This window comes from Streptomyces sp. NPDC091271 (assembly GCF_044757505.1).
Taxonomy (GTDB): domain Bacteria; phylum Actinomycetota; class Actinomycetes; order Streptomycetales; family Streptomycetaceae; genus Streptomyces.
On sequence record NZ_JBIVVD010000008.1, the window covers coordinates 450845 to 475856 of the forward strand.

The 25012-nt window shown below is 70.4% G+C and carries 23 protein-coding genes and 3 pseudogenes; 11 read left to right on the top strand and 15 right to left on the bottom strand.

The genetic code is table 11. From position 1 onward, the window contains the following. The first annotated feature begins 126 nt into the window (after positions 1–126). The 7 genes and pseudogenes from ACIQM3_RS31915 (at position 127) to ACIQM3_RS31945 (ending at position 6519) form a co-directional block, all read left to right on the top strand. The gene (locus ACIQM3_RS31915; protein ID WP_401630497.1) at positions 127–576 is read left to right on the top strand and encodes a hypothetical protein; all 450 of its coding nucleotides are present in this window, start codon (positions 127–129) and stop codon (positions 574–576) included. A 741-nt stretch (positions 577–1317) separates the two neighbouring features. Next, positions 1318–1668: pseudogene (ureA, locus tag ACIQM3_RS31920) on the top strand (urease subunit gamma); the annotation flags it as partial. 72 nt (positions 1669–1740) lie between these two features. After that, on the top strand, positions 1741–2064 hold the full coding sequence (locus ACIQM3_RS31925; protein WP_401630638.1) for an urease subunit beta: 324 nt from the start codon (positions 1741–1743) through the stop codon (positions 2062–2064). Beyond that, positions 2061–4121, top strand: coding sequence for an urease subunit alpha (ureC, locus tag ACIQM3_RS31930; RefSeq protein ID WP_401630499.1), 2061 nt, complete (start codon positions 2061–2063; stop codon positions 4119–4121). Before ACIQM3_RS31925 ends, ureC begins: the two co-directional genes overlap by 4 nt. 100 nt (positions 4122–4221) lie before the next feature. After that, entirely contained in the window at positions 4222–4896 is a 675-nt protein-coding gene (locus ACIQM3_RS31935) for an urease accessory protein UreF (protein ID WP_401630501.1), read from the top strand. A 25-nt stretch (positions 4897–4921) separates the two neighbouring features. Continuing rightward, a complete protein-coding gene (gene ureG / locus ACIQM3_RS31940; protein WP_401630503.1) occupies positions 4922–5617 on the top strand; it encodes an urease accessory protein UreG in 696 nt (231 codons plus the stop codon). A 101-nt stretch (positions 5618–5718) separates the two neighbouring features. Continuing rightward, a complete protein-coding gene (locus ACIQM3_RS31945) occupies positions 5719–6519 on the top strand; it encodes an urease accessory protein UreD (protein ID WP_401630505.1) in 801 nt (266 codons plus the stop codon). Here ACIQM3_RS31945 and ACIQM3_RS31950 read toward each other — a convergent pair. Both ACIQM3_RS31950 and ACIQM3_RS31955 read right to left on the bottom strand, forming a co-directional pair. Further along, positions 6435–7235 (bottom strand): NUDIX domain-containing protein, encoded by an 801-nt coding sequence (locus ACIQM3_RS31950; RefSeq protein ID WP_401630507.1) that lies wholly within the window; start codon positions 7233–7235, stop codon positions 6435–6437. The two genes, ACIQM3_RS31945 and ACIQM3_RS31950, sit on opposite strands and share 85 nt — an antisense overlap. Positions 7236–7422: 187 nt before the next feature. Next, on the bottom strand, positions 7423–9495 hold the full coding sequence (locus ACIQM3_RS31955; protein ID WP_401630509.1) for an ABC transporter ATP-binding protein: 2073 nt from the start codon (positions 9493–9495) through the stop codon (positions 7423–7425). Between the two features lie 340 nt (positions 9496–9835). Here ACIQM3_RS31955 and ACIQM3_RS31960 point away from each other — a divergent pair, with 340 nt between their 5' ends. Further along, a complete protein-coding gene (locus ACIQM3_RS31960) occupies positions 9836–10420 on the top strand; it encodes a TerD family protein (protein ID WP_401630511.1) in 585 nt (194 codons plus the stop codon). Positions 10421–10637: 217 nt separating this feature from the next. Here the strand turns inward: ACIQM3_RS31960 and ACIQM3_RS31965 are convergent. The 4 genes and pseudogenes from ACIQM3_RS31965 to ACIQM3_RS31980 all read right to left on the bottom strand — a co-directional run. After that, positions 10638–10988, bottom strand: a pseudogene (locus ACIQM3_RS31965) (MerR family transcriptional regulator); the annotation flags it as partial. 81 nt (positions 10989–11069) lie between these two features. Beyond that, entirely contained in the window at positions 11070–13013 is a 1944-nt protein-coding gene (locus tag ACIQM3_RS31970) for an ABC transporter permease (RefSeq protein ID WP_401630513.1), read from the bottom strand. A 76-nt stretch (positions 13014–13089) separates the two neighbouring features. After that, positions 13090–13887 carry a molybdate ABC transporter substrate-binding protein gene (gene modA, locus ACIQM3_RS31975; protein ID WP_401630515.1) on the bottom strand — a complete coding sequence of 266 codons (798 nt, stop codon included), beginning with the start codon at positions 13885–13887 and terminating at the stop codon, positions 13090–13092. A 140-nt stretch (positions 13888–14027) separates the two neighbouring features. After that, positions 14028–14298, bottom strand: a pseudogene (locus ACIQM3_RS31980) (molybdopterin-dependent oxidoreductase); the annotation flags it as partial. Between ACIQM3_RS31980 and ACIQM3_RS31985 the strand changes: the two are divergent. Further along, complete coding sequence (locus tag ACIQM3_RS31985; RefSeq protein WP_401630644.1) at positions 14234–14413, top strand: hypothetical protein; 180 nt, start codon at positions 14234–14236, stop codon at positions 14411–14413. The pseudogene ACIQM3_RS31980 and the gene ACIQM3_RS31985 sit on opposite strands and share 65 nt — an antisense overlap. A 9-nt stretch (positions 14414–14422) precedes the next feature. On the opposite strand, the gene ACIQM3_RS31990 is transcribed toward ACIQM3_RS31985, so the two are convergent. The 7 genes from ACIQM3_RS31990 to ACIQM3_RS32020 are packed head-to-tail and all read right to left on the bottom strand — an operon-like array spanning position 14423 to position 21234. Then, positions 14423–15175, bottom strand: a complete 753-nt coding sequence (locus ACIQM3_RS31990; protein WP_401630517.1) for an SDR family NAD(P)-dependent oxidoreductase — start codon at positions 15173–15175, stop codon at positions 14423–14425. After that, positions 15172–16143, bottom strand: coding sequence for a fumarylacetoacetate hydrolase family protein (locus ACIQM3_RS31995; protein ID WP_401630519.1), 972 nt, complete (start codon positions 16141–16143; stop codon positions 15172–15174). Before ACIQM3_RS31995 ends, ACIQM3_RS31990 begins: the two co-directional genes overlap by 4 nt. Before the next feature lie 27 nt (positions 16144–16170). Then, complete coding sequence (locus tag ACIQM3_RS32000) at positions 16171–17109, bottom strand: VOC family protein (RefSeq protein ID WP_401630521.1); 939 nt, start codon at positions 17107–17109, stop codon at positions 16171–16173. A gap of 12 nt (positions 17110–17121) precedes the next feature. Further along, the gene (locus ACIQM3_RS32005) at positions 17122–18126 is read right to left on the bottom strand and encodes an amidohydrolase family protein (protein WP_401630523.1); all 1005 of its coding nucleotides are present in this window, start codon (positions 18124–18126) and stop codon (positions 17122–17124) included. Then, complete coding sequence (locus ACIQM3_RS32010) at positions 18123–19253, bottom strand: FAD-dependent oxidoreductase (RefSeq protein ID WP_401630525.1); 1131 nt, start codon at positions 19251–19253, stop codon at positions 18123–18125. The genes ACIQM3_RS32005 and ACIQM3_RS32010 overlap by 4 nt, the downstream gene beginning before the upstream one ends. A 23-nt stretch (positions 19254–19276) precedes the next feature. Next, entirely contained in the window at positions 19277–20239 is a 963-nt protein-coding gene (locus tag ACIQM3_RS32015) for a cyclase family protein (protein ID WP_401630527.1), read from the bottom strand. Next, on the bottom strand, positions 20236–21234 hold the full coding sequence (locus ACIQM3_RS32020; protein WP_401630529.1) for a fumarylacetoacetate hydrolase family protein: 999 nt from the start codon (positions 21232–21234) through the stop codon (positions 20236–20238). The genes ACIQM3_RS32015 and ACIQM3_RS32020 overlap by 4 nt, the downstream gene beginning before the upstream one ends. Positions 21235–21361: 127 nt before the next feature. Here ACIQM3_RS32020 and ACIQM3_RS32025 point away from each other — a divergent pair, with 127 nt between their 5' ends. Continuing rightward, positions 21362–22279 (top strand): LysR family transcriptional regulator, encoded by a 918-nt coding sequence (locus ACIQM3_RS32025; RefSeq protein ID WP_401630531.1) that lies wholly within the window; start codon positions 21362–21364, stop codon positions 22277–22279. A 131-nt stretch (positions 22280–22410) separates the two neighbouring features. Here ACIQM3_RS32025 and ACIQM3_RS32030 read toward each other — a convergent pair whose 3' ends face one another. Further along, positions 22411–23172: an alpha/beta hydrolase family esterase gene (locus ACIQM3_RS32030; RefSeq protein ID WP_401630533.1), complete on the bottom strand. Its 762-nt coding sequence runs from the start codon at positions 23170–23172 to the stop codon at positions 22411–22413. 301 nt (positions 23173–23473) lie between these two features. Here ACIQM3_RS32030 and ACIQM3_RS32035 point away from each other — a divergent pair, with 301 nt between their 5' ends. Continuing rightward, entirely contained in the window at positions 23474–23620 is a 147-nt protein-coding gene (locus ACIQM3_RS32035) for an SCO1431 family membrane protein (RefSeq protein WP_401630535.1), read from the top strand. Positions 23621–23701: 81 nt separating this feature from the next. Here the strand turns inward: ACIQM3_RS32035 and ACIQM3_RS32040 are convergent, their stop codons facing one another. Further along, entirely contained in the window at positions 23702–24976 is a 1275-nt protein-coding gene (locus ACIQM3_RS32040) for a glycoside hydrolase family 18 protein (RefSeq protein ID WP_401630537.1), read from the bottom strand. Positions 24977–25012 lie beyond the last annotated feature (36 nt).

Below are 25012 nucleotides of genomic sequence, written 5' to 3' on the forward strand. Positions count from 1 at the left end.
ATGCGCGCCGTCCTGCGGGATCGGTGACGTGTCCGAGGAGCAAGGCTTTTGAGCCGGGCCGCTGCCTCCTCGTCGGCTTCGCGGCGCAGGGTGGACACGGGGTCGTCCTGGTCCTGCTCCTCGGGCTTGCCGCTGATCAGACAGATTCCTCAGCGGCTGAATGACTTCCGGGACCACCTTAATGAGCTTTTCAGCGACGAGGCGGGGCCCTTCGTTCCCGCGCACGGGATGGTGGCAGGGACCCGGCAGTACAAACACGCCAGTTACGCAATTTTCGAAGGATACGCGGGGACCTCGGCGTCAGGCCTCGCCGACGAGGTCGAAGCCGACAAAGCCACAGCCAAGCTCGACTACGTCGAAGACCTCTACCACTACTGGAACGAAGGAGGTCAGCCGGCCGGCGGCGCCACCCCACGCATTGAGGCCGAGTTCGACCGCATCCGGGCAGAACTCGGCGACCTGCCCGGAACGGCGGCAAGCCCTGAGCGTCTGCGCACGATGCTGCGGCACCTGACCCGCACCCTGCACCCCGGCGTCCTCAACGACTGCTTCCACCAACCAGCCACAACCGTGTGAGGAAGCGACCGGGGGCACAGTCCGGCCCATCCGCCCGCGCCATGAACCCTGACACCGGTCCACCAGCAGGCACACACCAGATGCCGGTTGTGTAGCCCACAGCTGCACTGGCCCGGCAGACCGAGGCGATGGCGGCCGTCTTCATGAGAGGAGGCCACCGGCGAGATGGGGCACAGCGCCTGCCCGAACCTCTGGGATGGCTGCGGAACCCCACGAGGCGCCACTCGCTACTGCGGTGACCGACCTCGTCCCTCCCGCTCCTGGCTGCGGTGCTTCCAAAGGGTGTTGCAGAAGGCCGTGATCCCGCAGGTCGGAGCGATGTGCGGGCCTGTGTGGACATGAGGCGAGGGCGAGGTTGTGCATCCGGGCGACGGCGTCCGGAACCTTTCGAGGATCACTGGAAGGCGTAGTGAGGGGGCCTGCGTAGACCCGCAATTCCGGCATCTCCGCAGGCTGTCACAGCTGCCTTGCCGGAGTCCCGTGAGTGTCCCGCCCAGCGCCTGTAGCACCGCAGCCAGCGTTTGCGGGTCAGCCTCTTGTCCTGCGGGCCGCTGCCCGCACTACTCGATGAGGGGGCGACGCCGGAGGCTCGCCGATCAAGCTACATCCGAAAGCATGAATGGAAGCACTGCTTCCGCTTCTATTCCCACCTGGGTCGTTGAGCCAATGAGTGGCGTCCGCACCGGGTTCTCTTCGGGTGACTCGCCGCACGTCACGCCGAACACAGGAAGGAGAACCCGCATGCACCTGACGCCCCATGAGCAGGAGCGGCTCATGATCCGTGTCGCGGCGGATCTGGCCGAACGGCGACTCAGGCGCCAGCCTGATCTCGCACTGAACTACCCGGAGGTCATGGCGCTGTTGGCGGCCTATGTGCTGGAGGAGGCCCGCCACGACACGAAGACGGTCGCCGAGCTCATGGATACCAAGCTGAGCGATGTGGCGAAGACGCTCAAGATCCCCAGCAAGACCGCCGGCGTCGACTTGACGGACTTCGAGGTCATGGACGGCGTGCGGGAAATGATCCGCGACGTGCAGGTCGAAGCGACGTTCAAGGACGGCACGAAGCTGGTGACCATCCCCGACCCGCTCGGCAAGGCGGAGCCTGACGCGGAGGTTTACCCGGGCAAGTACGAACTCCTCGCGGACGACGGTCAGCACGCGGTGACGTTCAACGCGGACGATCACGAAGACTCCCTGAGGGAGGGGCCGCTGTGGGCGAAGAACACCGCGAAGCGCCCCATCCAGGTCGGCTCCCACTTCCACTTGGGCGACGTCAACGCGTGCCTCAAGTTCTTCAAGGACGAGGAGTGCTCCATCCCGGCCGACGATGACGTGAAGGGGAAGCGGCTCCACATTGCGGCCGGTACGTCGGAGCGGATCGAGCCCGAGCACGTATGCAGGGTGTGGGTGGTGCCCATCAAGGGTGCCCAGTTGGTCAAGGGCCTTCGAGTCAAGGATTCGAGTGAGTGGACGGTGGCCCCATGAGTGGCAGCTCCGGTCAGGCACGCGGTGTTGTGCAGTCGACGCCGCGCGAGCTCAGCTTCACCGCGCGCCCTCCGGTGCCGCTGTGGCGGCAGGACTACGCGACGCTGTACGGCCCGACGAAGGGCGACCGGGTCAGGCTCGCCGACACGAATCTCATCGTCGAGATCGAGGAGGACTGGTGCGGGGGGCCGGGCCGTAGCGGCAACGAGATGCTCTTCGGCGGCGGCAAGGTCATCCGGGAGTCGATGGGCCAGTCTCATTTCCCCAGGAGCGACAGAGCACACAATCCAGTGGACACAGTGATCACCGGTGCGCTGATCATCGACTACTGGGGTGTGGTGAAGGCCGACGTCGGCCTTCGAGACGGCGAGATCCAGGCGATCGGGCAGGCGTACAACCCAGAAACGATGACACCGAAGCCCTACACGGCCGAGGAGAACCGGGGCGGGCGCGCCTCACACTTCGTGGTGGGGCCGGAGACCGAGGTGATCTCCGGGAACGGGCGGATCCTGACCGCGGGGGGCATCGACACCCATGTGCACTTCATCGGCCCCGGCCAGATCCACGAGGCACTCGCGTCAGGAGTGACCACGCTCATCGGTGGCGGTACCGGCCCCGCAGAAGGCAGCCGGGCCACCACTGTGACGCCTGGCGAGTGGCACCTTCAGCGGACGTTCGAGGCCCTGGACGCCTACCCGGTCAACATCGGCCTGTTCGGCAAGGGCGGCACGATCTCCTACGATTCACTGAAGGACCAGATCCTTGCCGGTGCCATTGGCCTCAAGGTCCACGAGGACTGGGGGGCCACCCCCGCGGCCATCGACAAGGCGCTGGAAATCTGTGACACCTACCACGCCCAAGTGGCCCTGCACGCCGACTCGATGAACGAGTCCGGGTTCGTCGAGGACACCTTCAACGCCACCAAGAATCCCAAGACCGGCAAGCCCCGGGGCATTCACGTCTTCCACGTCGAAGGCGCCGGCGGCGGCCACGCACCGGACATCATGAAACTGGTGGGCAAGGGCTACGAAAGCGTCCTGCCCGCGTCGACCAACCCGACCCGGCCCCTGACGAAGAACACCGTCGCCGAGCACATGTACATGATGGTCATCTGCCATCACCTCAACCTCGAGGTCCCTGCGGACAAGTCATACGCCGACTCGCGTATCCGGCCCTCCACCATGGCGGCCGAGGACTGGCTGCACGACACCGGTGCCATCTCGATGATGTCCTCCGACTCGCAGGCCATGGGGCGCATCGGCGAGATGATCATGCGGACCTGGCAGACCGCGCACGTCATGAAGAAGCGCCGCGACCACCTGCCGGAAGACACCGACAGGCACGACAATTACCGCATCAGGCGCTACATCGCCAAGTACACGATCAACCCGGCCATCGCCCATGGCATCGACCATCATGTCGGCTCCGTCGAGGTCCACTCGCCTGACGAGCTCAAGACCGCGGCCCCCCATGAGCGCAAGATCGCGGACCTGGTGCTGTGGGAGCCGAAGTTCTTCGGCGTCAAGCCGCACGTGATCATCAAGGGCGGGCAGATCGCCTACGCGCAGCTCGGTGACGCCAACGCGTCGATCCCGACACCGCAGCCCTACCTGCCCCGCCCGGTGTGGGGGGCATGCGGCCGGGCCCCGGGAGGCAACTCCTTCAACTTCGTGGTGCCCGAGGCCGTCGGTATCAAGGCGAAGTACAACCTGACGAAGGGGGTGAAAAAGACTAAATCCACTCGTGGAGTGACCAAGCAGCGCATGGAACTCAACGGTGAGTCGCCGGAGATCGAGATCGGCCCCGAGACCTTCCAGGTCACCATCGGCGAGGGCGATGGCAAGGGCACGGGCACAGAGCCCGGCACCGGGAAACCGGGTGCGAACAGGGGCACGACCACTGACGCCCGCACCGTGCTGAAGAAGGCCCTTGCGGACGGTGCCGACGACGATGACGAGCCCGACGACAAGCTGATGTTCGACAAGGATCATCCGCAGAGGGATCCGGAGCTCTACGAGACCGAATTGCCCATGGCGCAGCGGTACTTCCTCTTCTGAGCGCGACGTCGGTCCGGCGGCGCCCCGCCGCCGGACCGCCTGCTCGGGAAGTATCCCTTTTTTTGAGCTCCGTACCTGTGAAAGGCAGGCGACCGTTCCCATGAGCCATGCCGCTCTGCTCGTCCTGGCCGACGGCCGTTTCCCCGCCGGTGGGCACGCCCATTCCGGCGGTGTGGAGGCCGCGGTCGCCTCGCACGGTGTCCACGACGCCGCAAGCCTGGAGGCGTTCTGCCGGGGCCGTCTGCACACCGCCGGGCTGACCGCGGCCGGCCTCGCCGCCGCTGCCGCCACCGGTTACGACCTGATGGCGCTGGACGAGGCCGCAGACGCACGCACCCCCGTACCGGCACTGCGGCAGGTCGCCCGCAAGCTCGGCCGGCAGATGCTGCGGGCCGCCCGGGCCGCCTGGCCCTGCCCCGAGCTCGACCAGATCGCCCACCGCCTGCCGCAGGGCGCCCACCAGCCTGTCGTGCTCGGCGTCGCCGCGCGCGCCGCCGGCCTGACCCCGTCGGATGCCGCGCAGTGCGCCGCGTACGAGAGCATCGGCGGCCCTGCGACGGCGGCGGTGCGGCTGCTGAGCCTCAACCCGTTCGACGCGACCGCCCTGCTTGCCCGGCTCTCCGGCGAACTCGACGACGTCGCCCACGCCGCCGCCGAAGCGGCAGCACGGCTCGCCACCGACGGTGTCGTAGTCCTGCCTTCCGCATCCTCGCCGCTCCTTGACATCACCGGCGAACAGCACGCCGCCTGGTCCATGCGGCTCTTCGCCTCCTGACCCCCCACACCGTTCGGAGAACGCCATGCACCTCGACCACGACACGATGCTGCCGCACCACCACACCCCCAGCGCCGACGCACTGCGCCCCGACGGCAGCCGCCGCGCCCTGCGCATCGGCCTCGGCGGGCCCGTCGGATCCGGCAAGACCGCCACCGTCGCCGCACTGTGCCGCGCCCTGCGCGACCGGCTGTCCATCGCGGTCGTCACCAACGACATCTACACCCGCGAGGACGCCGAGTTCCTGCTCCGCGAAGCCGTGCTGCCACCGGAGCGCATCACCGCCGTCGAAACCGGCGCCTGCCCGCACACCGCGATCCGCGACGACATCTCCGCCAACCTCGAAGCCGTCGAACAGCTGGAGGAGACACTGCTCCCACTGGACCTCGTCCTCATCGAGTCCGGCGGCGACAACCTCACCGCCACCTTTTCCAAGGGCCTTGTCGACCACCAGGTGTTCGTCATCGACGTCTCCAGCGGTGACGACATCCCCCGCAAGGGCGGCCCCGGCATCACCACCGCCGACCTCCTCGTCATCAACAAGACCGACCTCGCCCCCTATGTCGGCGCCGACCTGGACACCATGGCCGCCGACGCCAGCCGGCAGCGCGGCAGCCTCCCCGTCCTCTTCACCAGCCTCGCCTCGGACGACGGCGTCCAGCCTGTCGCCGACTGGGTCAACGGATGCCTGTCCGCCTGGCGCACCGAGGCCGCCGTATGACAGCCACCGCACCACATCCCAGCCCGCCGCCCACAACGGCGTCCCCCGCGCCGACCGCCGCGGGAAGCGAGACGGACAGCGGTCGGAGAGACGAAAGGCATGTGGCCGGACGAATGCACCCGACGGACCCCGCACATTCCGGGGTCCGGGCCACCGCCGTCATCAGGGCCGCCCGCGACGGCTCCACCACGACCGTCCCGCTCATGCGTAACAGCGGCCCCTTCCACCTGCACCAGACCCAACCCCACGACGGGTGGGCCCGGGTCAGCGTGATCAGCTCCATGTGCGCACCGCTCGGCGGAGACCGGCTCGCCCTCGACATCACCGCCGAGGAACACGCCAGGCTGGAGGTGACCACGCCGACCGCCACCATCGCGCTGCCCGGCGCCACAGCCAGACCCGCCACCTATGACGTCCGCCTCACCGTCGCCGACCACGCCATGCTGTCCTGGTTGCCCCAACCCCTGATCAGCGCCTCGAACAGCACCCTTCACCAGACCTGCACGGTCGACCTCGCACCCACCGCCGCCGTCCTGCTGCGAGAGGAGCAACTCCTGGGTCGTACGGCCGAACCCCCGGGCCACCTCACCACCCGCCTCACCGTGTACCGGGGCGGCCGCCCCGTCCTCGACCAGCACACCGCCTACGGCGGGACGGCGCCGGCCTGGGACGGCCCCGCCGTGCTGGGCGGGCACCGCGCCGCCGGCCAGCTCCTCGTCGTGGACCCCCACCTCTCCACCGATCACCCGACTCTCCTCCTCGGCGACGACCCCGAGAAGGGCCACGCCGTTCTCACTCCACTCGCCCAGCACCCCGCCTACCTGGCCACCGCCACCGCCACCACCCTCCACCAGGTGAGCAGGCTCCTCGACACCGCGCTCGAACACATCCGGAGCATGTAGTCGCGACCAGCCTGAGGCGCGGGCCCGGTCGGACATCCGACGAATCGCGTAAGGGGCCCACGAGCAGTTCTTCCCACTCGGCGGCTCGGTGCAGGGGGTCGGTCGAGTGACGAAGGCGCCCGGTTGGGGATCGGGGCCGGGCCCTGGTGCCAGGGGTAGTGGTACTCGGGGCGGGCCGTCCGCAGTACGTCGAGGCGGTCGAGGACACCGGGGGCGATCGGACGGCCGTTCTCCAGGAGCACTGTGCCGGCAGCGTTGATCCGGGCGCGCAGCGCGACCAGAGCGCGGCGGGCGTCGGCCGGGGAGAGCAGGTCGGGCAGCCGGGCGGGCTCGACGAACTCGATGCCGGTGATCTCGCTCGGAGGCAGGCGGATTTCGGCGATCCGGTAGTCGTCCCAGGTGCCGCCGTCGAAGACGTGGAGGATCTCGCCGGGAAATCTCATGGACGCGGGAGCGTTGACGGCGTCGGCGGGAACCCAGTCGACGGCCAGGCCCCGGTCGATGTGGGCAGCGACCCCGAGCTCCTCCATGAGCTCGCGCGTGGCGGCGTGGGCGGGGGACTCGCCCTGGGCGACGGCGCCTCCCGGCAGAAGGCAGGTGTCGCGGTAGTCGACGTGCTGGATCAGAACTTTCCCGTACGTGTTGGTGATCAGTACGGACGTGCCGACCCACGGGGCGGCTGTGGCACGGAGGGCACCGTAAGCCTCGTCACTCATCACCGTGCTGGGCGGCTCGCCCGAAACTGGCATTGTCGTCATGACTCTCCGATCGAGGAAGGGGTGGGCCTGGTCTGGAGGCGTTCAGCTGTCCCTCCCGGTCCCGGAGTCGAAGTAGGTGGCCGTGCCGGTAGCCGTGCTGTCGCGTCACAACGACGCGGGACCGACTTCACCTCGAGTTCCGGATTCATGTCATCGGCGGTTCGCCGGTCGCCGTACCGGACTCCGGGCTGCCCTTCGCCGGCTCCGGTGCCGGGGTGTGACCGGGCTGCGGGGGGATGGCCGGGATCTTCGTCGCGTACTGGGCGGCCTGGGCGGTGAACATGCTGCGGTAGATGCCGTCGGGCCGGGTCATGAGCTGTTCGTGGGTGCCTTCTTCGGCCACCCGGCCCTGGTCGAGGACGTAGATGCGGTCCGCGTTGGCCGTCGCCGCGAGCCGGTGGGTCACGAGTACGACGGCGTGGCCTTCGTCCGCGAGGGACCACAGGCCTTCGAACGCGGCGATCTCCGCGTGCGGATCGAGGGCCGAGGTGGGTTCGTCGACAAGGAGGAAGGGGGCCCCTCGGTACAGGCTTCGCGCCGTGCCGAGCTTCTGCCACTGTCCGCCCGAGAGCTGGACACCGCGCTCGTAGCCCTTGTAGACGATGGAGTCCCAGCCGTGGCGCAGGTTCTCGATCAGCCTGAGGACGCCGGCGGAGAGTGCGGCGGACTTCACCCGGTCCATGTCACGGACGCGGTCGCCGGCGCCGATCGCCACATTCGCGGCCGCGGTCATCTCCCAGCGGGGGAAGTCCTGCGCGAGCAGCCCCACCAGGGCGAAGATCCCGGCCCGGTCGGCGTCCCGCAGCCCGACCCGGTCGCCGCCCTCGGCGTCCTGCCACCACACATCACCGTCCGGGGGCACCAGCAGTCCGGCCAGCACCTTGGTCAGGGTGGTCTTCCCGGAGCCGTTCGCGCCCACCAGCGCGGTCACCTCGCCGCGACGGACCCGCAAGCTGACGTCCCGCAACGCGGGGGAGTCGGCCCCTGGGTAGGTGTACGACACGTTGTCGACGCGGACCTGATGGACGCGGGACGGCAGCGGGGTGCCGGTGGTGGGGATGGCGTTCTCGTCGGCCAGGGCGATGGCGTCCTCGGTGTCCGTGAGGAACAGCAGCTCCTCGTAAAGCCGGTTGACCTGCTGGACCAGCGAGGTCAGCCGTGCCGTCGACGCGCGGATCGCGAGGACCGCGGTGCCGCCGACGGCGAGTGGCAGCGAGCCGTCGGCCAGCAGCCACCACAGGATCCCGTAGCAGGCCAGCGACGCGAGACCCGCGAACGCGCCGGCGACCAGATCCGTGGATGCCTGCGCACGGGCCAGACGGCGCTGCTCCGCCTCGGTCTGGTGGGACATCTCCTCATAGCTGTTGAGCAGTTTGGTCCCGGCGGCGTGCACGCGGATCTCGCCCTGCGCGTGCGGCCGGGTGAGGAATCCCAGGAGTGAGGCGATGGCCCGCCGGTGATCGATCCAGTGCAGCTTCGACACGTACTCGCGGCGTGCGGAGCTGACCGCGCCCCACCCCTTGGGCAGGGCGATCACGAGGAGCATCGGCAGCAGCATCCAGTGCAACGACGCCAGTACGACGGCGGCCGCCACCATCGAGATGAGGACGTTGCCGACCCCTACGGACAGCATCAGCATGCTGCGGGCCGAGTCCGTGCCGAACCGGCCGGCCTCCAGCACACGCTGGACCTCCGGGCGTTCGGTCGCCTCCAGTTCGACGCGGGTGACAGCCGTGTAGTAGCGCGCCGAGACGGCCCGCTCCACCTGCGGTTCCAATCGTCCCGACATCGCCGTCGACCACGCCGCCAGCAGGGCCGCGAGCACCGCCGTCGCCGCCAGTGCCGTCAGGGCCGGAAGGGCTTCGCGCAGCTTGTCCGCCGTCGGACCCTCCGCGAAGAGGTTCGTGAGCACGCTGTTGACCGCGACCAGCCCCCAGGCCGCGGTCACCCCCTGCCCGAGCTGCGCGGCCACCACTCCCGCCATCGCCCGCCGGTCCGTCCGCCAGCCGGTACGAAGTACCAGGGCGACCATGCGCGGCAGCGCGGCCGCCATGTGCCGGAAGGAGAGCCGGGTCAGCGGCCCCACGTGGCGTACGAAGGACTGGTCGTAGCGCAGGCGTCCCCCGTACAGCTCGCGCTCCGCGTTCGAGATCTTCTCCTTCGCGGGTGTGCCTTTCGCGCCCTGCGAGGTATCGCGGCGTGGGCCGGTGCGTGTCAACGTCGCTCCTTCCTGGTGGCCGTGTCGGGATCGTCAGGTTCAACGAGCGGACCCAGTTTTCGAACACGTGTCTTTCGGCCGAGTTTCGAATCCCGATGCCACGCGGTTGTCGAAAGATGTCGGATGCATGGGCCCTTGCGCCGCAAGAGGCGCTCCACGAGTGGGTGTTGGCCGAAACGCCGTCGGTCGGAATGCACGGGACGGAATGGCCGGGGTCGCGCTCCTGGACCGGGACAGCGCCCCAGGACAGTGTGAGGACATGAGGCCCGGCGTATTGCGCTGCCGGGGCGACAGGCACACTCTGCGTGTTGTATTTCCTTCAGCAGAGGACGGCCCGCACATGATCACGCTCACCAAGGAAGACGGACCGGCAGACCTGGACGGAGTCACCCATCTGTCCATCGGCGTGTCCTGGGACCCCACGGCCGGCACCACCGGAGGGGTCATGGGCATGCTGCGCCGCAAGACCGGCACCGACCTGGACCTGATCGCCATCGCCGTGCAGGGCGCCGACCCGGTGCGTCTGGCGGGTCTGGACTCGCTGGACCCGATGGGCAACGGCTCCCTGGTGCACAGCGGCGACAACCAGACAGGGCGCGGTGACGGCGACGACGAGACCGTCACGGTCGAATTCGCGCGCATCCCCGCCAACATCACGTCGATCGTGTTCGTCGCCGCCGCTTTCAAGAAGGGGAGTTCCTTCCAGAAAGCCCGCAACATCAGCTTCAAGGTCTACGACGCGACAGGCGGCAGCGCCCAGCAGGTGGCCGACATCTGGCCCAGCCTGCTGACCCAGGAGAACGGCTGCGCGGTCGCGAAGGCCGTGCGGGTCGGCGGCGCCTGGAAGCTCGAAGTGATCAATTCGGCGGGGAAGATCAAGCAGGGTGACGAGCACGCGCTGATGCGCTTCGCGATCAGCAAGTAAGGCTTCTCGTCCGGACCGTTTCCCGACGGGGCCCAGGTGACCTCGCGGCGGAAAGCCTTGTGCCGGCCGGAGCTCCCGCGCAGGGAATCCGGCCGGGCCGGCGTGTCAGGTCAGAACGGGGAGAGAGTCCAGCCCCCGGACAAGACGGGTGTGCCGCCGTACCAACCGCTCCGCCGGCACGGCGAGCCGGATGCCGGGGAAGCGGGTCAGGATCGCGCGTCTCCTCGGGGGTCGACCCGCGTATGGCCACAGCCGTCAGCACCGCGCGCCTCTGCCGCAGTGTGCGGATCTGCACGGCCAGTGCTTCGGCGTGCGCCGCGGCGACCTCGGGAAGCGAGATCTCCCGGTCCATGACCCTGCGGATCGTGGGAAGGTCCAGTCCCAGGTCGCGCAGGGTCCGCACGAGGTCCAGGTGTGCGACGGCGTCGACGGCGTAAAGGCGGTAACCGGCGGGGCTGCGGTCGGTCGGCGTCACGATTCCGCGATCGGAGTAGAACCGGATGGTCTTGACCGTGAGGCCGGTCCGCCGGGCCAGCTCGCCGATCGAGTGGAGCGTGTCGTCGTCCATGTCCCCACCTCCGTGTCTCCCCCTGGTGGAGACTCAAGCCCAGGATGTTTCGGCACCAAGACTTCCTGCCACCCGGCCTGCTCAGAGGGCGACGACGGTCGCTTCCGTGGCTTTGACGCTGGTCCAGACGGAGCTCCCCTCGGCGAGGCCGAGTTCGGCCAGGGCCTGAGGAGTGATCTCGGCGACGAGGTCCGGCACCTGGTCCGAGGTGATCAGGACCCGCAGCCGGCTGCCGCTGGTGGTGATCTCCCGCACGGTGCCTGACCAGACGTTGCGGGGGCTGCCGGTCGGCTTGTCCCTGTGCACGGAGACGGCTTCCGGAGCGATGATCGCGAGGGAGTCCGTGCCCGGCGGGAGCGTGTCCGCGGCCACGAGGAGGCCGCCGTCGGTGAGTCGGATGCCGGTGTCGGTGGCGGTGCCGGGCCAGGCGTTGCGGCCGAGCATCCGGGCGACCCAGGGGGAGCGCGGGTTGCGGGTGACCTCGGCGGGCGGGGCGTCCTGGAGGGTCCGTCCGTCGTCGAGGACGAGGACCCGGTCGGCGAGCGCCACGGCTTCGACGGGGTCGTGGGTGACGATGAGGCACACGCCCCCGAAGCCGTCGAGATGTCGGCGGAGGGTGTGCCGGACGTGGGCGCGGGTGGTCTGGTCGAGGGCCGCGAGCGGTTCGTCGAGGAGGAGGAGCCGCGGCCGGGCGGCCAACGCCCGGGCGAGCGCGACACGCTGGGCCTGGCCCCCGGAGATCTGACCCGGTCTGCGGTGCGCGAGGTGCCCTACGCCCAGACGGTCCAGCCACGTCTGCGCACTGCGGCGGGCCTCGGCGCGCGGGACGCCACGGGCGCGGAGCCCGTACGCGGTATTGGCCGAGGCGCTCATGTGGGGGAAGAGCGCCCCGTCCTGGGGGACCCACGCGACGCCCCTGCGGTGCGGGGGGAGCGCGGTGACGTCGGTGTCGCCGAGCCGGAGTTCGGCGTGGGCGCGCGGGGTGAGGCCGAGGAGCGCGCGTAGCAGGGTGGTCTTGCCGGCGCCGTTGGGGCCGACGACCGCGATGGTGGTCCCGGCATCCGCGTCCAGGGTCAGGTCGTTGAAGCCCGTGACGGTGGCGTGGAGCGGCCAGCCCGCCCCCGTGTCACCGGTGTCGGGCGGGACGTCCGAAGCGGCATGCGTGTCCATCTTCGGGGCCGGCCCGGGATCGTCGGCCAGGGCGCGCGGCCGGGCGGTGTTCGGGGTACCGGTCCATCGTCCGCGCAGTGCGATGAGTACGACCATGGCGATGACCAGCAGGAGGAGTGAGACCGAGGTCGCGGCTTCCGGGCTGTCCTGGAGCAGCAGGTAGACCTGGAGTGGAAGCGTCTGCGTCGTGCCGGGGAGGTTTCCGGCGAAGGTGATGGTCGCGCCGAACTCGCCGAGGGCCCGCGCCCAGGTCAGCGCCGCGCCCGCGGCGAGGCCGGGGGCGACCATGGGCAGGGTGACGGTGAAGAACACCCGTACCGGTGAGGCGCCCAGGGAGGCCGCGGTCTCCTCGTAGCGTGGGCGCAGGCCGCCCAGCGCTCCTTCGAGGCTGATGATCAGGAACGGCATGGCGACGAAGGTCGCGGCCAGGACGGCGCCGGAGGTGTGGAACGGCAGCGTGAGTCCGAACGTGTCCTCCAGCCACGAGCCGAGGAGCCCGCGCCGGCCGAAGGCCAGAAGGAGGGCGACGCCGCCGACAGTCGGTGGCAGGACCATCGGCAGGAGCACGAGAGAGCGGACGAACGCCTTGCCGGGGAAGTCGACACGGGCCAGAAGCCAGGCCAGCGGCACACCGAGGACGAGGGAGAGCCCCAGGGCCCAGGCGGAGACGATCAGGGAGAGCTTCAGCGCCTGGGTCGTCTCGGGGCTGGTCAGGTGAGAGCCCAGGTCGGACCAGGACGTACGGGTGATGATCCCCAGCAGCGGCAGGAGCAGGAAGGCGATGGCCAGCAGTGCGGGGATCGCCAGGGCGATCGGGGCGCGGGGGCCGGTGGCGCGGCGGCGAAGGCGTCTCATGAAGATCCCCGATGCTGAGGTGCCGTGCGGGCGTCGCGTCCCGGAGGACGGGCCGCCCGCACGGGGCGGATGCCTGCTACGGCTTCTGGAAGCCGGCGGCGGCGAGGATCTTCTGGGCCTCGGGGGTGGACAGCCATGCCACGAACGCGGTCGCGGCCTCGCCGTTCCCGGAGGTCTTCAGGGTCGCCGCCGGGTAGGAGGCTACGGCGTTCTGCGCGTCCGGGATGTCGATCGCGTCGACCTTGCCGGTCGCCGTGGCGGCGTCCGTCCTGTAGACGAGGCCGGCGTCCGCCTCGCCGAGTTCGACCTTGCTGAGGACGGCGCGGACGTTGGGCTCCTGGGAGACGGGCTTCACGTCGATCTTCTGCGAGTCCAGGATCTGCCGGCTGTAGCGCCCGACCGGCACCTCGGGCGCCGCGAGGACGACCTTCAGGCCGGGGTCGGCGAGGTCCTGCAGGGTCTCGACCTTCTCCGGATTGCCCTTGCCCGTGGCGATCACCAGACGGTTCTTCGCGATGACGGTCGGCGACCCGGTGTCGGACTTCAGCCCGTCCATCGTCCTTGTGTCCGCCGTCACCAGCGCGTCGGCGGGTGCGCCCTGCTTGACCTGCGCGGCAAGCTCCTGCGAGCCGGCGAACGAGAAGGTCACCTCCGTCCCGGGGTGCTCCTTCTCGTAGGCCGCACCTGCCGTCTTGAAGACGTCGGTGAGTGAGGAGGCGGCCAGAACCGTCAGGTCGGCATCCGGTGCCCCGGATGCCGAGGCCTTGTCACCCGAGTCCTTCTTGCCGTCGCTGCCGCATGCGGCCAGCGGAACGAGCAGAGCCGCCGTGAGGACCGCGGCCGCCGTGCGCCGCCGGGTGAAGGTGAGAGACATGAGGGTGAGGCTCCTTGGGGACGCGGCCGGCCTGTGCCGCCCGGGCGCGTGATGGAGAGCCGCGCCGAGCGGGACGATCCCCTGTATGGGGCTGCATGTGCGACAGATTAATGGAGCCCTGCTTGTATTTACAAAGCTTGCTACGAATCTCCATGGCAAATGCGTTCGCATCTGGAGGATGGTCCGAATCCGGGGATGGCCGGTGGTGGCAGGCGACGGTCTACGCCGGCTCCGGCCAGGCGCCGGCCCACACCCGGGTGACGGCGCTGACGTAGCGCGCCCCGCACCGGCCCACGAGGACCACGAGCATGCTCCTGGCCGTGTCCAGATCCGGCCGTTTATACGTGTGACCAGGAGGAGGCCGAAGTCGGCGTCGATCTCCGCCCAGGCCGGCACGGTGCGGTGCCCGTCGACGACGGCTTCCGCCCTCAGCTCGGCTCCACTTGCCGTGCGCACGGTACGCGTGGTGGCCAACCCCGCGGCCCTCAGCCCACTCGCCGCGGAGCTGCGCGAACTCAGCTCCTGAACAGCCCGGTTACGGCGCCCCCTCGCGCAGGGCGTCGGAGACGGACTTGACGCCGCCGTGGGCGGTGAGTCCGCCGTCCACGGGGATGTCCGCACCGGTGATGAAGGACGACTCGTCCGACAGCAGGAAGACGACGAGCGGGGCGACCTCGTCGGCCGTCCCGGTGCGGCCCAGCGGCGTCTCGCGGACGTTGGCCTCCCGGAACGCGGGCGCCGCGGAGGCGGTCATCTCGGTCTCGATGTAGCCGGGGTGAACGGTGTTGACACGGATGCCCCGCGCGCCGAGCTCCAGTGCCGCGGTCCTCGACAGGCCCCGCAGCGCCCACTTGCTGGTGGTGTACGCCACCGGGTAGTGGGCGGTGAGGGCCGCCGACGAGCCGACGTTGACGACGGAGGCCCCGCGGGGCATGAGCGGGGCGAGGTGCTGGATGCCGAGGAGGGGCCCGGTGACGTTGACCGCGTGGACCCGCGCCATGTCCTCGGAGCGTACGTCCCCGATCCGGGCCCGCCAGGTGATGCCGGCGTTGTTGACGAGGCCGTGCACCTCGCCGTACGAGTCCCGCAGTTCGGCGGCGAGTTCGGCCCACTCGTCCTCACTGGTGACGTCGAGCCGCCGGCAGCCGTCGCGGGGTTCCACGTCGGTGGCGACGACACGGGCGCCCTCCCGGGCGAGGGCCGCCGCCTCGGCGGCGCCCTGGCCACGGGCGGCCCCCGTGACGACCACGACCTTGTCCTGGAGCCGCGGGGCGCCCGGGCATGTCACGGCCGCCGCCTGTCCCGGCGCCGGCCGGCCGGCAGCGGCACGGGCTCGGCGCCCGGGACGACGGTGCTGGTCAGCGAGCCGATGCCCTCGACCGTGAGCGTGACGGTGTCGCCGGGCTTCAGCGGCGGCGGGGTCTGCTTGCCGCGTACGCCCCAGAGTTCGGCGAGGCATCCGCCGTTGCCGCACGTGCCCGAACCGAGCACGTCCCCGGGGACGACCCGGGTGCCGCGTGAGGCGTAGGCGGTCATCTCCTCGAAGGTCCAGCTCATGTGGGAGAGCAGGTCCTCGCCGACCGTCACGCCGTTGACCTCGGCGGTCAGCGCGAGACGCAGGAAGCCCTCGGCGTCCCGGTGGGGCTCCAGCTCGTCGGAGGTGACGAGGTACGGGCCGAGAGTGGTCGCGGTGTCCTTGCCCTTGCAGGGCCCGAGACCGACCTTCATCTCCGCGGACTGCAGATCGCGGGCGGACCAGTCGTTGAAGACCGTGTAGCCGACGATGTGGTCGCGGGCCTGCCGTGGGGTGAGGTCGTGTCCCTCCCGGCCGATGACGGCGGCGACCTCGAGCTCGAAGTCGAGCACGGCGGAACCGGGTGGCACGGGGACGCCGTCCTGGGGGCCGTAGATCGCGTGCGGGTTGGTGAAGTAGAAGGTCGGCGCCGCGTACCACTGCTCGGGCACGCCGGCGACGCCGTCGACGGAGCGGCGCACGCCCTCGACGTGTTCCTCGAAGGTGACGAAGTCGCGTACCGACGTGGGCTGGAGCGGTGCCAGCAGCCGGACCTGGGAGACAGGAGGGCCGGCCGGCCCGTCGAGTGCCGCCCCGCCCGCGGCGAGCAGGCCGGGCAGCCCGCCGGTCTTTGCGAGCAGCGCGGTGAGTGAGGTGACGCCGGGCAGCGGGAAGAGCGTGCCGTCCTCGTCCACGACGGCCACCCGGTCACGGTGCTGCTGCTGATAAGCGGCGAAGCGCATGGTGCGGCTCCTGGAGTCGGGCCGGGCTCAGACCGGCGGGGCGACGAACACGCCGCGGTCGGGGTCGTTGAAGGACTCCTTGGCGACGAGTTCGTTCATCGCGTTGGCCGTGCCCCACTGGTCGGTGACCTCGGGCTGGGAGAAGTCGTAGACGTGCGGGTGCCAGGTGTCCTCGTCGAGGTTCTCCAGCTCGGTGGTGTACTCGACGGTGTTGCCGTGCGGGTCGAGGAAGTACGTGAAGGTGTTGTCGCCCGCCATGTGCCGGCCGGGCCCCCAGATCTTGCGGAAGCCGGCCCGCATGACCCGGCCGGAGCCGCGCATGTACTCGTCGATGCCACGCATCTCGAACGAGACGTGGTGCAGGGCGGTGTGCGGGCCCTGGGCGATGGCCATGGAGTGGTGCTGGTTGCTGATCCGCATGAAGTGCATGACCTCGCCCATGTGCGGCGAGGAGAGCGTGTCGGAGAGGGCGAAGCCGAGATGGCGCTCGTACCACTCCCGGGTGCGGTTCAGGTCGGGCGAGTTGAGGACGACGTGGGAGAGCTTGACCGGGATGGCCTCCTTCTCCTCGATCTTCCGGTGCTGCCGGACCTCGACGTCGGCCGAGACCTCGATGGTGCGGCCGTCGACGTCGAAGAAGCGGAAACCGTACCCGCCGCCCGGGGTGTCCACGGCACCGGGCCGCGAGATCAGCTGTACGCCGCCGGCCAGGAGCCGCTCGGCCAGGGTGTCCACGTCGGCCGGGCTCGCGGCGCCGTAGGAGACGAGGTCGAGCCGCTTCTCCTCGGCCCTGCGCAGCCGTACGACGTACTGCTCGGGGGAGCCCTCGGCGGCCAGGAAGGAGATCCCGGAGTCCTCGGTGACCTTGGTGAGGCCCCAGACGCCGGCGTAGAAGTCGAGCTGCTTGTCGTAGTCGGGCACCGCCAGGTCGACATGACGCAGGTGGGTGAGCAGGCGTGCGCTCATGGTGGTTCCTCCTCAGGTGAGAGCGGGGCCGAGCAGGGTGGCGGCGTTGTCACCGCGTACGGCGTCGAAGTCGGCCCGGGGCAGCCCCGCGGCGCGCAGGGTGCCCACCGGGTCCTCGGTGCCCATGTCGAAGGGGAAGTCGGAGCCGAGGAGTACACGGTCGGCCCCGGCCACCCGGATCAGCTCCCGCAGGACGTGCGGGTCGTGGACGAGCGAGTCGAAGTACAGCCGCCTGAGGTAGCTGCTCGGCAGGTGGGCGCAGCCGGCACCGGCGTCCGAGCGCGTGGACCAGGCGTGGTCGGAGCGGCCGATGTGGGTGGGCAGGTACCCGCCGCCGTGCGCGGCGATCAGTCTCAGGCCCGGGTGCCTGTCGAGCACTCCCGAGAAGATGAGGTGGGAGAGCGCGACGGCGTTCTCGGTGGGCTGGCCGACCGTGTTGGACAGGTACCACCGGTCCAGACGCTCGTCGAGCGTGCACCCGAAGGGATGCAGGAAGACGATCGCGCCCGTCTCGTCGGCCCGGGACCAGAACGGTTCGTAGGCGGGGTCGGACAGTTCCCGCCCCGGGGCGTGGCTGGAGATCTCCACCCCCATCAGCCCCTGGTCCAGGGCGTGGTCGAGGGCGCGTACCGCCTGGCCCGGATGCTGGAGAGGCACGAGTCCGAGCCCGCGCAGCCGGTCCGGGGCGGCCGAACAGTGCGCGGCCGTCCCCTCGTTGGCGGCGCGGTACACCTTCTCGGCCGTCTCCTCGTCGGCCCAGTAGTGGTAGTGCGAGGGAGAGGGGCTGACCAGCTGGACGTCAACACCCTGGGCGTCCATCGCGGCCAGCCGTACGTCGGTGTCGGTCAGCCGCGGGATCCGCTCGCCCACCATCGGGCCGCTGACGGCGAGAGCCGCGGGGCCGTTCCGCCGGGCGTCGAGCTCCTTGGCCGCCGCCAGGCCGGGCAGGCCTGCCACGAGCGCCTCGATCCCGGGGAGCAGGACGTGGGCGTGCACGTCCACGGTGGGGGAGGTCACGGCAGCTCCCGGAGCATCGTCATGGTGCGGCCCATCAGGCCGGGCACATCGGCGTCGCGTACGCCGTCGAGCTGCCACTGCCCGATCTGCACGGAGGCTTCCACGACGGGGCGTACGCGGGTGATCCGCCGCTCGTAGTACGCCTGGAACAGGGCGTCGTCCCAGGTGTCCGACTCGGTCAGGAGCTGTGCCAGCACCCAGGCGTCCTCCAGGGACAGGGCGGCGCCCTGGGCGAGGGTGGGCGGGCAGCAGTGGGCGGCGTCGCCGACGAGGACGACCCGGCCCCGGTGCCACGAGCCCTCGACCAGCATGCGGTCGAACCAGGTGTAGTTGACCTGTGCCGGGTCGGTGATGTGCTCGGTGATGTCCGGCCAGTTGCCGCCGTAGGCGGAGGCCAGGCGTCGCATCTCGTCGGCGTACGACTCCGGGGGGATCGACGCGCGGTCGCGGCGGGCCTCGACGACGTACGCGTAGAGCGTGGTGTCACCGGTGGGGCAGTAGCCGGCGATGTAGGCAGGGCCGCCGTAGGCGAGGTCGGTGCGGGACACTCCGGCCGGGCGTGGGGCGGCCACGCGCCAGATGGCCATGCCGGTCGGTTCCGGCTGGGCTTCGATGCCGATGGCCGCGCGGGTGGCGGAGCCCAGGCCGTCCGCCGCGATCACCAGGTCGTAGCGGCCCTCGGTGCCGTCCGTGAACCGGACCGTGACACCGTCGGCGTCCTGGTCGAAGCCCTCGGCCCGGGTGCCCAGCCGCACGAGGGCCCCGCTCGCGGCGACGGCCTCGATCAGGATCTGCTGGAGCCTGGGGCGCTGCATGCCGACCGTGGCGGGAAGGTCGTCACCGCCGGTGCGGAGGTCGTCCTGGACGTGCAGGACCGTACCGTCGGGGGCGGTGATGCCGACGGAGCCGAAACCGGAGCCGGACTCCTCCACCTGCTCCCAGACACCCAGTTCGCGCAGTACGCGCAAGGCGTTGCCCTGGAGGGTGATACCGGAACCGGCGGTGGCGTTCCAGTCGTCCCGGGCCTCGATCAGGTCCACCGCGAAGCCGGCGCGGCGCAGCAGGATCGTCACGGCGTTGCCGGCCGCGCCGCCGCCGACAACGAGGATCGTGCGGGTATCGGTCATGGGGAACTCCTTCGTTCCGCTGGTCACTTGACGGCGATCGGATTCACGGGCGAGCCGACCGCGCCGGTGATGGGAAGGGGCGCGGCGACCAGCAGGAACTCGTACGCACCGTCGGCGGCGCAGTCCTCGGCGAGCGCGTCCAGGTCCCACATCTCGCCGATCAGCAGGCCGATGTGCGGGATGGCGACCTGGTGCAGCGGCTGGAACGCGTGGTCGAACTCGTTGGGCCGCACCTCGAAGCCCCAGGTGTCGGTGGCGATCGCCGCGATCTCGCTGTTCCGCAGCCACCCCGCGGTGGTGAAGGAGAGGCCGGGGGCGGGCCCGCCCGCGTAGTCGCCCCAGCCGTCGCGGCGCACCCGGGTGAGCTGACCGGTGCGCACCACCACGAGGTCACCGCGTCCCACGGCCACACCGTGGGCCTCGGCGGTCGCCGTCAGGTGCTCCTCGGTGATCGCGAAGCCGTCCGGCAGCCCGTCGTCCTCGCCGAACACCCGTCCCACGTCCAGGAGAACGCCGCGTCCCGCGACGTGGGGGGCCATGTGCTCGATGCCGGTGACCAGGTCGCCGTCGGATGTGACGACCTGCTCGGCGGGCCGGCCGTTCCACGCCTTGCCGTGGTCGAAGATGTGCCCGAGCCCGTCCCACTGCGTGGAGCACTGCAGCGGCATGGCGATCACGTCGTCGGCGCCGCCGATCCCGTGGGGCAGCCCCTGGTTCCCGAGGGCCGCGTCCGTCCCGGTGTCCAGCATGGTGTGCACCGGATTGGTGCGCCGCCGCCACCCCTTCTGCGGGCCGTCGATGTCGAAGCGCTGGGAGAGGGAGAAGCTGACGCCGCGCCGGACGAGTGAGGCACCCTCCCGGCGCTTGGCCTCGTCGAGGAAGTTGAGGGTGCCGAGCACGTCGTCCCGGCCCCAGCGGCCCCAGTTGGAACACTCCTTCGCCGCCTCGGCGATCGAGCCCTCGGGGTCGGTGCGGTCCATGCTCATGACTCCTCCGCGACACAACGGGTGCGCTGGTTGCCGAGGCCGGTGACGGAGCTCTCCATGACGTCCCCGTCACGCAGGAGACGGCCCCAGTGCATCCCGTTGCCGGCGGGGGACCCGGTCAGCACCAGATCGCCGGGGAGGAGACGGGCGAACCGGGACACGTAGGAGATCAGGCGTGCCACACCGAAGATCATGTCCTCGGTGGACTCGTCCTGCATGGTCTCGCCGTTGAGCTTCAGTGTGAGCCGCAGGCCATCGGTGTCCGGGACCGACCCGGCCGGCACGATCCAGGGGCCGAGCGGGGTGAACCCGGGGGCGTTCTTGCTGCGCAGCCAGTCGGTGCCGATCTGCGGCATGTCCCGGCGGAACACCGTCGCCCGGTCGGTCAGGTCGTTGGCGATGGTGTAGCCGGCGACGTGCGACAGGGCGTCCTCGACGGACACCTGGTGGGCGGGGCGGCCGATCACCACGGCCAGCTCCAGCTCCCAGTCCGGCTTCCCGGCCCAGGAGGGCAGCACGACGTCGTCGTACGGGCCGGTGATCGCGCTCGGCAGGCCGATGAACACGTACGGGAGGTCCTCCGCCGCCCGCCGGTCCATGATCTCCGCCGCCTCCGCGCGGCGCTCCTCCTCGGAGCGGTCGTCGTCCGGCGCCCGGTGCGCGACATGAAGGTCGATCACGTGCTGCCGGTAGTTCGCCCCCGACTGGAACACCTGCCGCGGCTCGACGGGCGCGTGCACCCGGAAGCCCTCCAGCGGCCTGCTGCCGGAGCCGCTTCCGCCGGACAGGGTTCGCAGCCGCGGCAGCGCGGTCTCCCAGTCGTCCAGCAGATCCCGGACCGTCAACTGCTCCTCGCCGAAGGCGTCCCGCAGGTCGGTCACCTGTCCGTCGGGGGTGACGAGAGCCGGAAACGCCGAGCCGCCGGGGGCCGACAGGGTGCCGAGGGCGAAGGGTCCGGCGAAGAGCGCGGACGCTGATCCAGGTTTCACGAACATGTCCTCCTGATTGCGGTGGAACCAATCTGGACCCGCCACGCGCGATCAGGGAAATCGATTCTGTGGATAATCGGTATCCACCACACTTATTCATGCCTGGTCGGCGCCGTGCCGTAGGAGGAGTCCCGTGAATCTGGCCAGCCTCGACCTGAATCTGGTCGTCGCTCTGCGTGCCCTCCTGGAGGAACGCAACGTCACCAGGGCCGGTCAGCGCGTCGGGCTCAGCCAGCCCGCCATGAGCGCGGCGCTCGCACGGCTGCGCCGGCACTTCGACGACGATCTGCTCGCGCGGGTCGGCGGCCACTACGAGCTCACCGCGCTCGGCCAGGTCCTCCTCGACCGCACGTCCACCGCCTACGCCGTGCTGGAGCGTCTCTTCGCCAGCCAGGCCGACTTCGACCCGGCCGAGGAGAGCCGCGAGTTCAAGCTGGTCGCGTCCGACTACGCGGTCGCCGTCTTCGGCACCGAGCTGGCCCACGTCGTGCACGAGGAGGCGCCCGGCATCCGGCTCCGCTTCACCCACACCCCCTCCACGGTGGTGGACGACACCGCCACCCTGCTGAGCGCCACCGACGGCCTGCTCATGCCGCACGGCGTCATCAGTGACTTCCCCGCGACCGACCTCTACGACGACCGCTGGGTCTTCCTCGTGGCGGACGACCACCCGAGCGTCGACGACCGGCTCACCCACCAGGACCTCGCGCGGCTTCCCTGGGTCACCTACCAGCGCACCTACGACGCCCCGGCCGTGCGGCAGTTGGGCATGCTCGGCATCGAGCCGCGCGTGGAGGTCTCCGTCGACAGCTTCCAGCTGATCCCGCTCCTGGTGGCCGGCACGCGGCGCATCGCCCTGATCCAGGCCCGGCTCGCCCGGCTCCTCTCCCCGGTCGCCGCGGTGCGGATCGTGGAGCCCCCGTACGAAGCGGTGCCGCTGCGGGAAGCGCTGTGGTGGCACCCGGTGCACACGCACGACGCCGCCCACATCTGGCTCCGGGAGACCGCCGCCCGGGTCGGCAGACGTCTGGGAGGCCCGCCCGAGGCGTGACACCTCGGGCGGTTCCGCGGGGGTGTGCCGGCGGGCGGGCTCGGTTCATGGCATTCACCGTGCGGATCGCCGGCATCCGGACGATGGGTCCCCGGGGGAGGGCGCCGGACCACCGTGCGCGGTACGCAGGCTCAGCTGCCCAGGCCGAAGAACTCCGCCGCGTAGTACGGACCGCAGAGCGAGTCGTGGCCCTGTCCCGCCGTGCCGCAGTTGTCGATGCCCGTTCCGGGGTCCACGGGCGCCTCATGTCCCATCGCGTCGATCAGGTAGGTCTCGACCTGCCCGCTGCCGTACACCTGCTTCGTGACGCCGAGGGCGGGGCGTGAGGTGGACGAGGGGGTCTGCGGGACGCCGAAGACGGCGGTCCAGCCGTCGCGCTGCTTCTCCAGCGACTTCTTGTTGATCAGCAGGTCGGAGCCGCCGTGCCAGATCTGCACACGCGGCCGTTCGCCGGCGTAGCCGGGGTGGGCGCCGCGGATCCTGTCGCCCCACCCCTCCGGGGAGACGAGGTCGTACCTGCCGGGGCACGGGGCGAAGGAACCGGTCCGGAAGTTCTCGTCCTTCTGCTCGGGCAGGACGAGGGTGAAGCCATAGGCGTCGGCGTACTTGCGCCAGCCCGTGTCGACGTCGAGGTTCTGCGCGGAGCCGCCACAGCCGTGGAAGAGGACCACGACAGGGGCGCCGGACCGCGCCTTCTCCGGGACGTACGCGAACATCTTCAGGTTGCCGGGGTTGCTGCCGAAAGCCGGGACCTCGTGGAAGCCGGTCTCCGCCCGTGCCGGGACGGCGGTGAGCATCGCCGCGGCCACCACCGCGAGGACCACCACCAGCAGAGCCTGGATCCTTCGCACCGTGAAGCGGGATTCCGCGCCCGCCGCGCCTGAGGATTTCATGCCCCGAAGCGTGCGGCCCGTCCCCGGTGGTGGCATCGGCAGGATGACCGGCGGCGGTGAGGGGAAGGCTTCCACGTACCCGCCGGGTCCTGTGCGGCGGTATGGCGTAGCGCACATCGGGCTCGCCCGCGGCGGTGGTCTCCGCCCGCCGATCCCCTGCGGGAGCGTGGATGCGGGCCTTCCTCCGGCCTTCCGCCCCGCCGGCCGCTGTGACCCGGATCTCTACCGCGCCGCCCGCCTCCGCTGGCACTGTGGTCGGGTCACGGGGGACGCCCACTGCCGAACGACCGAGCGAGATGCCATGACCGCGACCACAGCCGAGAACCGGACCCACAGCCGCGCCCGCACCGGCGGCCCCAAGGACGGGCCGAAGGTCCTGGAACACATCCTGGGCTGGACGCTCGTCGTCGTCCTCGCCATGTTCGTCACCCAGGCCGGACTGATGTGACCCGTGAACGACGGGTGGGGTGGGGCGCCCGCCCGGCACCCCACCCCTGACCCGCCCTGCGGGTCGTGTACCCCGTCGGGGCTAGTTGATGGCCCGGATCAGCTCACCGTCCGTCGTGTCGCCGCTGAGCTCCCAGAAGAACGTGCCTCCCAGACCCTGCTCGTTCTTGTAGTCCATCTTCGTGGCGATGGTGGCCGGGGTGTCGTAGCTCCACCAGTTGGTCCCGCAGAGGGCGTACGCCGTCCCGGCGACGGTGTCGGTGGCCGGGCAGCTGTTCTTCAGGACCTTGTAGTCCTCGATGCCGGCCTCGTACGTCCCCGGGGCAGCCCCGGTCGCCGTGCCGCCCGGCTCCTTCTGGGTGACGCCGGTCCAGCCGCGGCCGTAGAAGCCGATGCCCAGCAGGAGCTTCTCCGCGGGGATGCCCAGGCCCTTGAGCTTGGAGATCGCCGCGTCGCTGTCGAAGCCCTCCGTCGGGATGCCCGGGTAGGAGATCAGCGGGGAGTGCGGAGCCGTCGGCCCCTGCGCCGCGAACGCGCCGAAGAAGTCGTACGTCATCGGGTTGTACCAGTCCAGGTACTTCGCCGCCCCCGCATAGTCCACCGCGTCGATCTTGCCGCCGTCGGACCCGTCCGCGGTGATCGCCGAGGTGACCAGATTGCCGGTGCCGAACTTCGAGCGCAGCGCCGACAGGAGGTTGCCGTACGCGTCCCGGCCGCTGGTGTCGCAGGTCAGTCCGCAGGCGTTCGGGTACTCCCAGTCGATGTCGATGCCGTCGAAGACATCGGCCCAGCGCGGGTCCTCGACCAGGTTGTAGCAGGACTCGGCGAAGGCGGCGGGGTTCTGCGCGGCCTCACCGAAGCCGCCGGACCAGCTCCAGCCGCCGAAGGACCAGATGACCTTCAGGTCCGGGTGCAGCTTCTTCAGCTTGCGCAACTGGTTGAAGTTGCCCCGGAGTTCCTGGTCCCAGGTGTCCGCGACGCCGTCCACCGACTGGTCCGCCGTGTAGGCCTTCTCGTAGTCGGCGTAGCTGTCGCCGATGGTGCACTTGCCGCCCTGGACGTTGCCGAAGGCGTAGTTGATGTGTGTCAGCTTGTCGGCCGAGCCCGACGTCTCGATGTTCTTGACGTGGTAATTGCGGTCGTAGACACCCCAGTTGGTGAAGTATCCGACCACCTTGTCGCCGGCCGCGGCGGGCGCGGCTTCGGCGGCTGCCGGTGCGGAGATCTCGGCAGCGGCAGGGGCGGCACCCGCGGAGGACGTCCCGGCGACGCCGAGCAGGGCGGCTCCGAGCGCGGCGGTACAGAGGGTGGCGGTGAGCGCCCGGAGGCGGGCGCGAGGACGGTGAAGTCCGGTCATTGTGGCTCCTCGTGGGGGAGGGCTTGGGCGTGGGGG

Coding starts and splice junctions, on each gene's coding strand:
- ureC (WP_401630499.1), top strand. CDS start 2,061: ATGAGTGGCAGCTCCGGTCAGGCACGCGGTGTTGTGCAGTCGACGCCG.
- ACIQM3_RS31935 (WP_401630501.1), top strand. CDS start 4,222: ATGAGCCATGCCGCTCTGCTCGTCCTGGCCGACGGCCGTTTCCCCGCC.
- ureG (WP_401630503.1), top strand. CDS start 4,922: ATGCACCTCGACCACGACACGATGCTGCCGCACCACCACACCCCCAGC.
- ACIQM3_RS31950 (WP_401630507.1), bottom strand. CDS start 7,235: ATGAGTGACGAGGCTTACGGTGCCCTCCGTGCCACAGCCGCCCCGTGG.
- ACIQM3_RS31960 (WP_401630511.1), top strand. CDS start 9,836: ATGATCACGCTCACCAAGGAAGACGGACCGGCAGACCTGGACGGAGTC.
- ACIQM3_RS31970 (WP_401630513.1), bottom strand. CDS start 13,013: ATGAGACGCCTTCGCCGCCGCGCCACCGGCCCCCGCGCCCCGATCGCC.
- modA (WP_401630515.1), bottom strand. CDS start 13,887: ATGTCTCTCACCTTCACCCGGCGGCGCACGGCGGCCGCGGTCCTCACG.
- ACIQM3_RS31995 (WP_401630519.1), bottom strand. CDS start 16,143: ATGCGCTTCGCCGCTTATCAGCAGCAGCACCGTGACCGGGTGGCCGTC.
- ACIQM3_RS32000 (WP_401630521.1), bottom strand. CDS start 17,109: ATGAGCGCACGCCTGCTCACCCACCTGCGTCATGTCGACCTGGCGGTG.
- ACIQM3_RS32010 (WP_401630525.1), bottom strand. CDS start 19,253: ATGACCGATACCCGCACGATCCTCGTTGTCGGCGGCGGCGCGGCCGGC.
- ACIQM3_RS32015 (WP_401630527.1), bottom strand. CDS start 20,239: ATGAGCATGGACCGCACCGACCCCGAGGGCTCGATCGCCGAGGCGGCG.
- ACIQM3_RS32020 (WP_401630529.1), bottom strand. CDS start 21,234: ATGTTCGTGAAACCTGGATCAGCGTCCGCGCTCTTCGCCGGACCCTTC.
- ACIQM3_RS32030 (WP_401630533.1), bottom strand. CDS start 23,172: ATGAAATCCTCAGGCGCGGCGGGCGCGGAATCCCGCTTCACGGTGCGA.
- ACIQM3_RS32035 (WP_401630535.1), top strand. CDS start 23,474: ATGACCGCGACCACAGCCGAGAACCGGACCCACAGCCGCGCCCGCACC.
- ACIQM3_RS32040 (WP_401630537.1), bottom strand. CDS start 24,976: ATGACCGGACTTCACCGTCCTCGCGCCCGCCTCCGGGCGCTCACCGCC.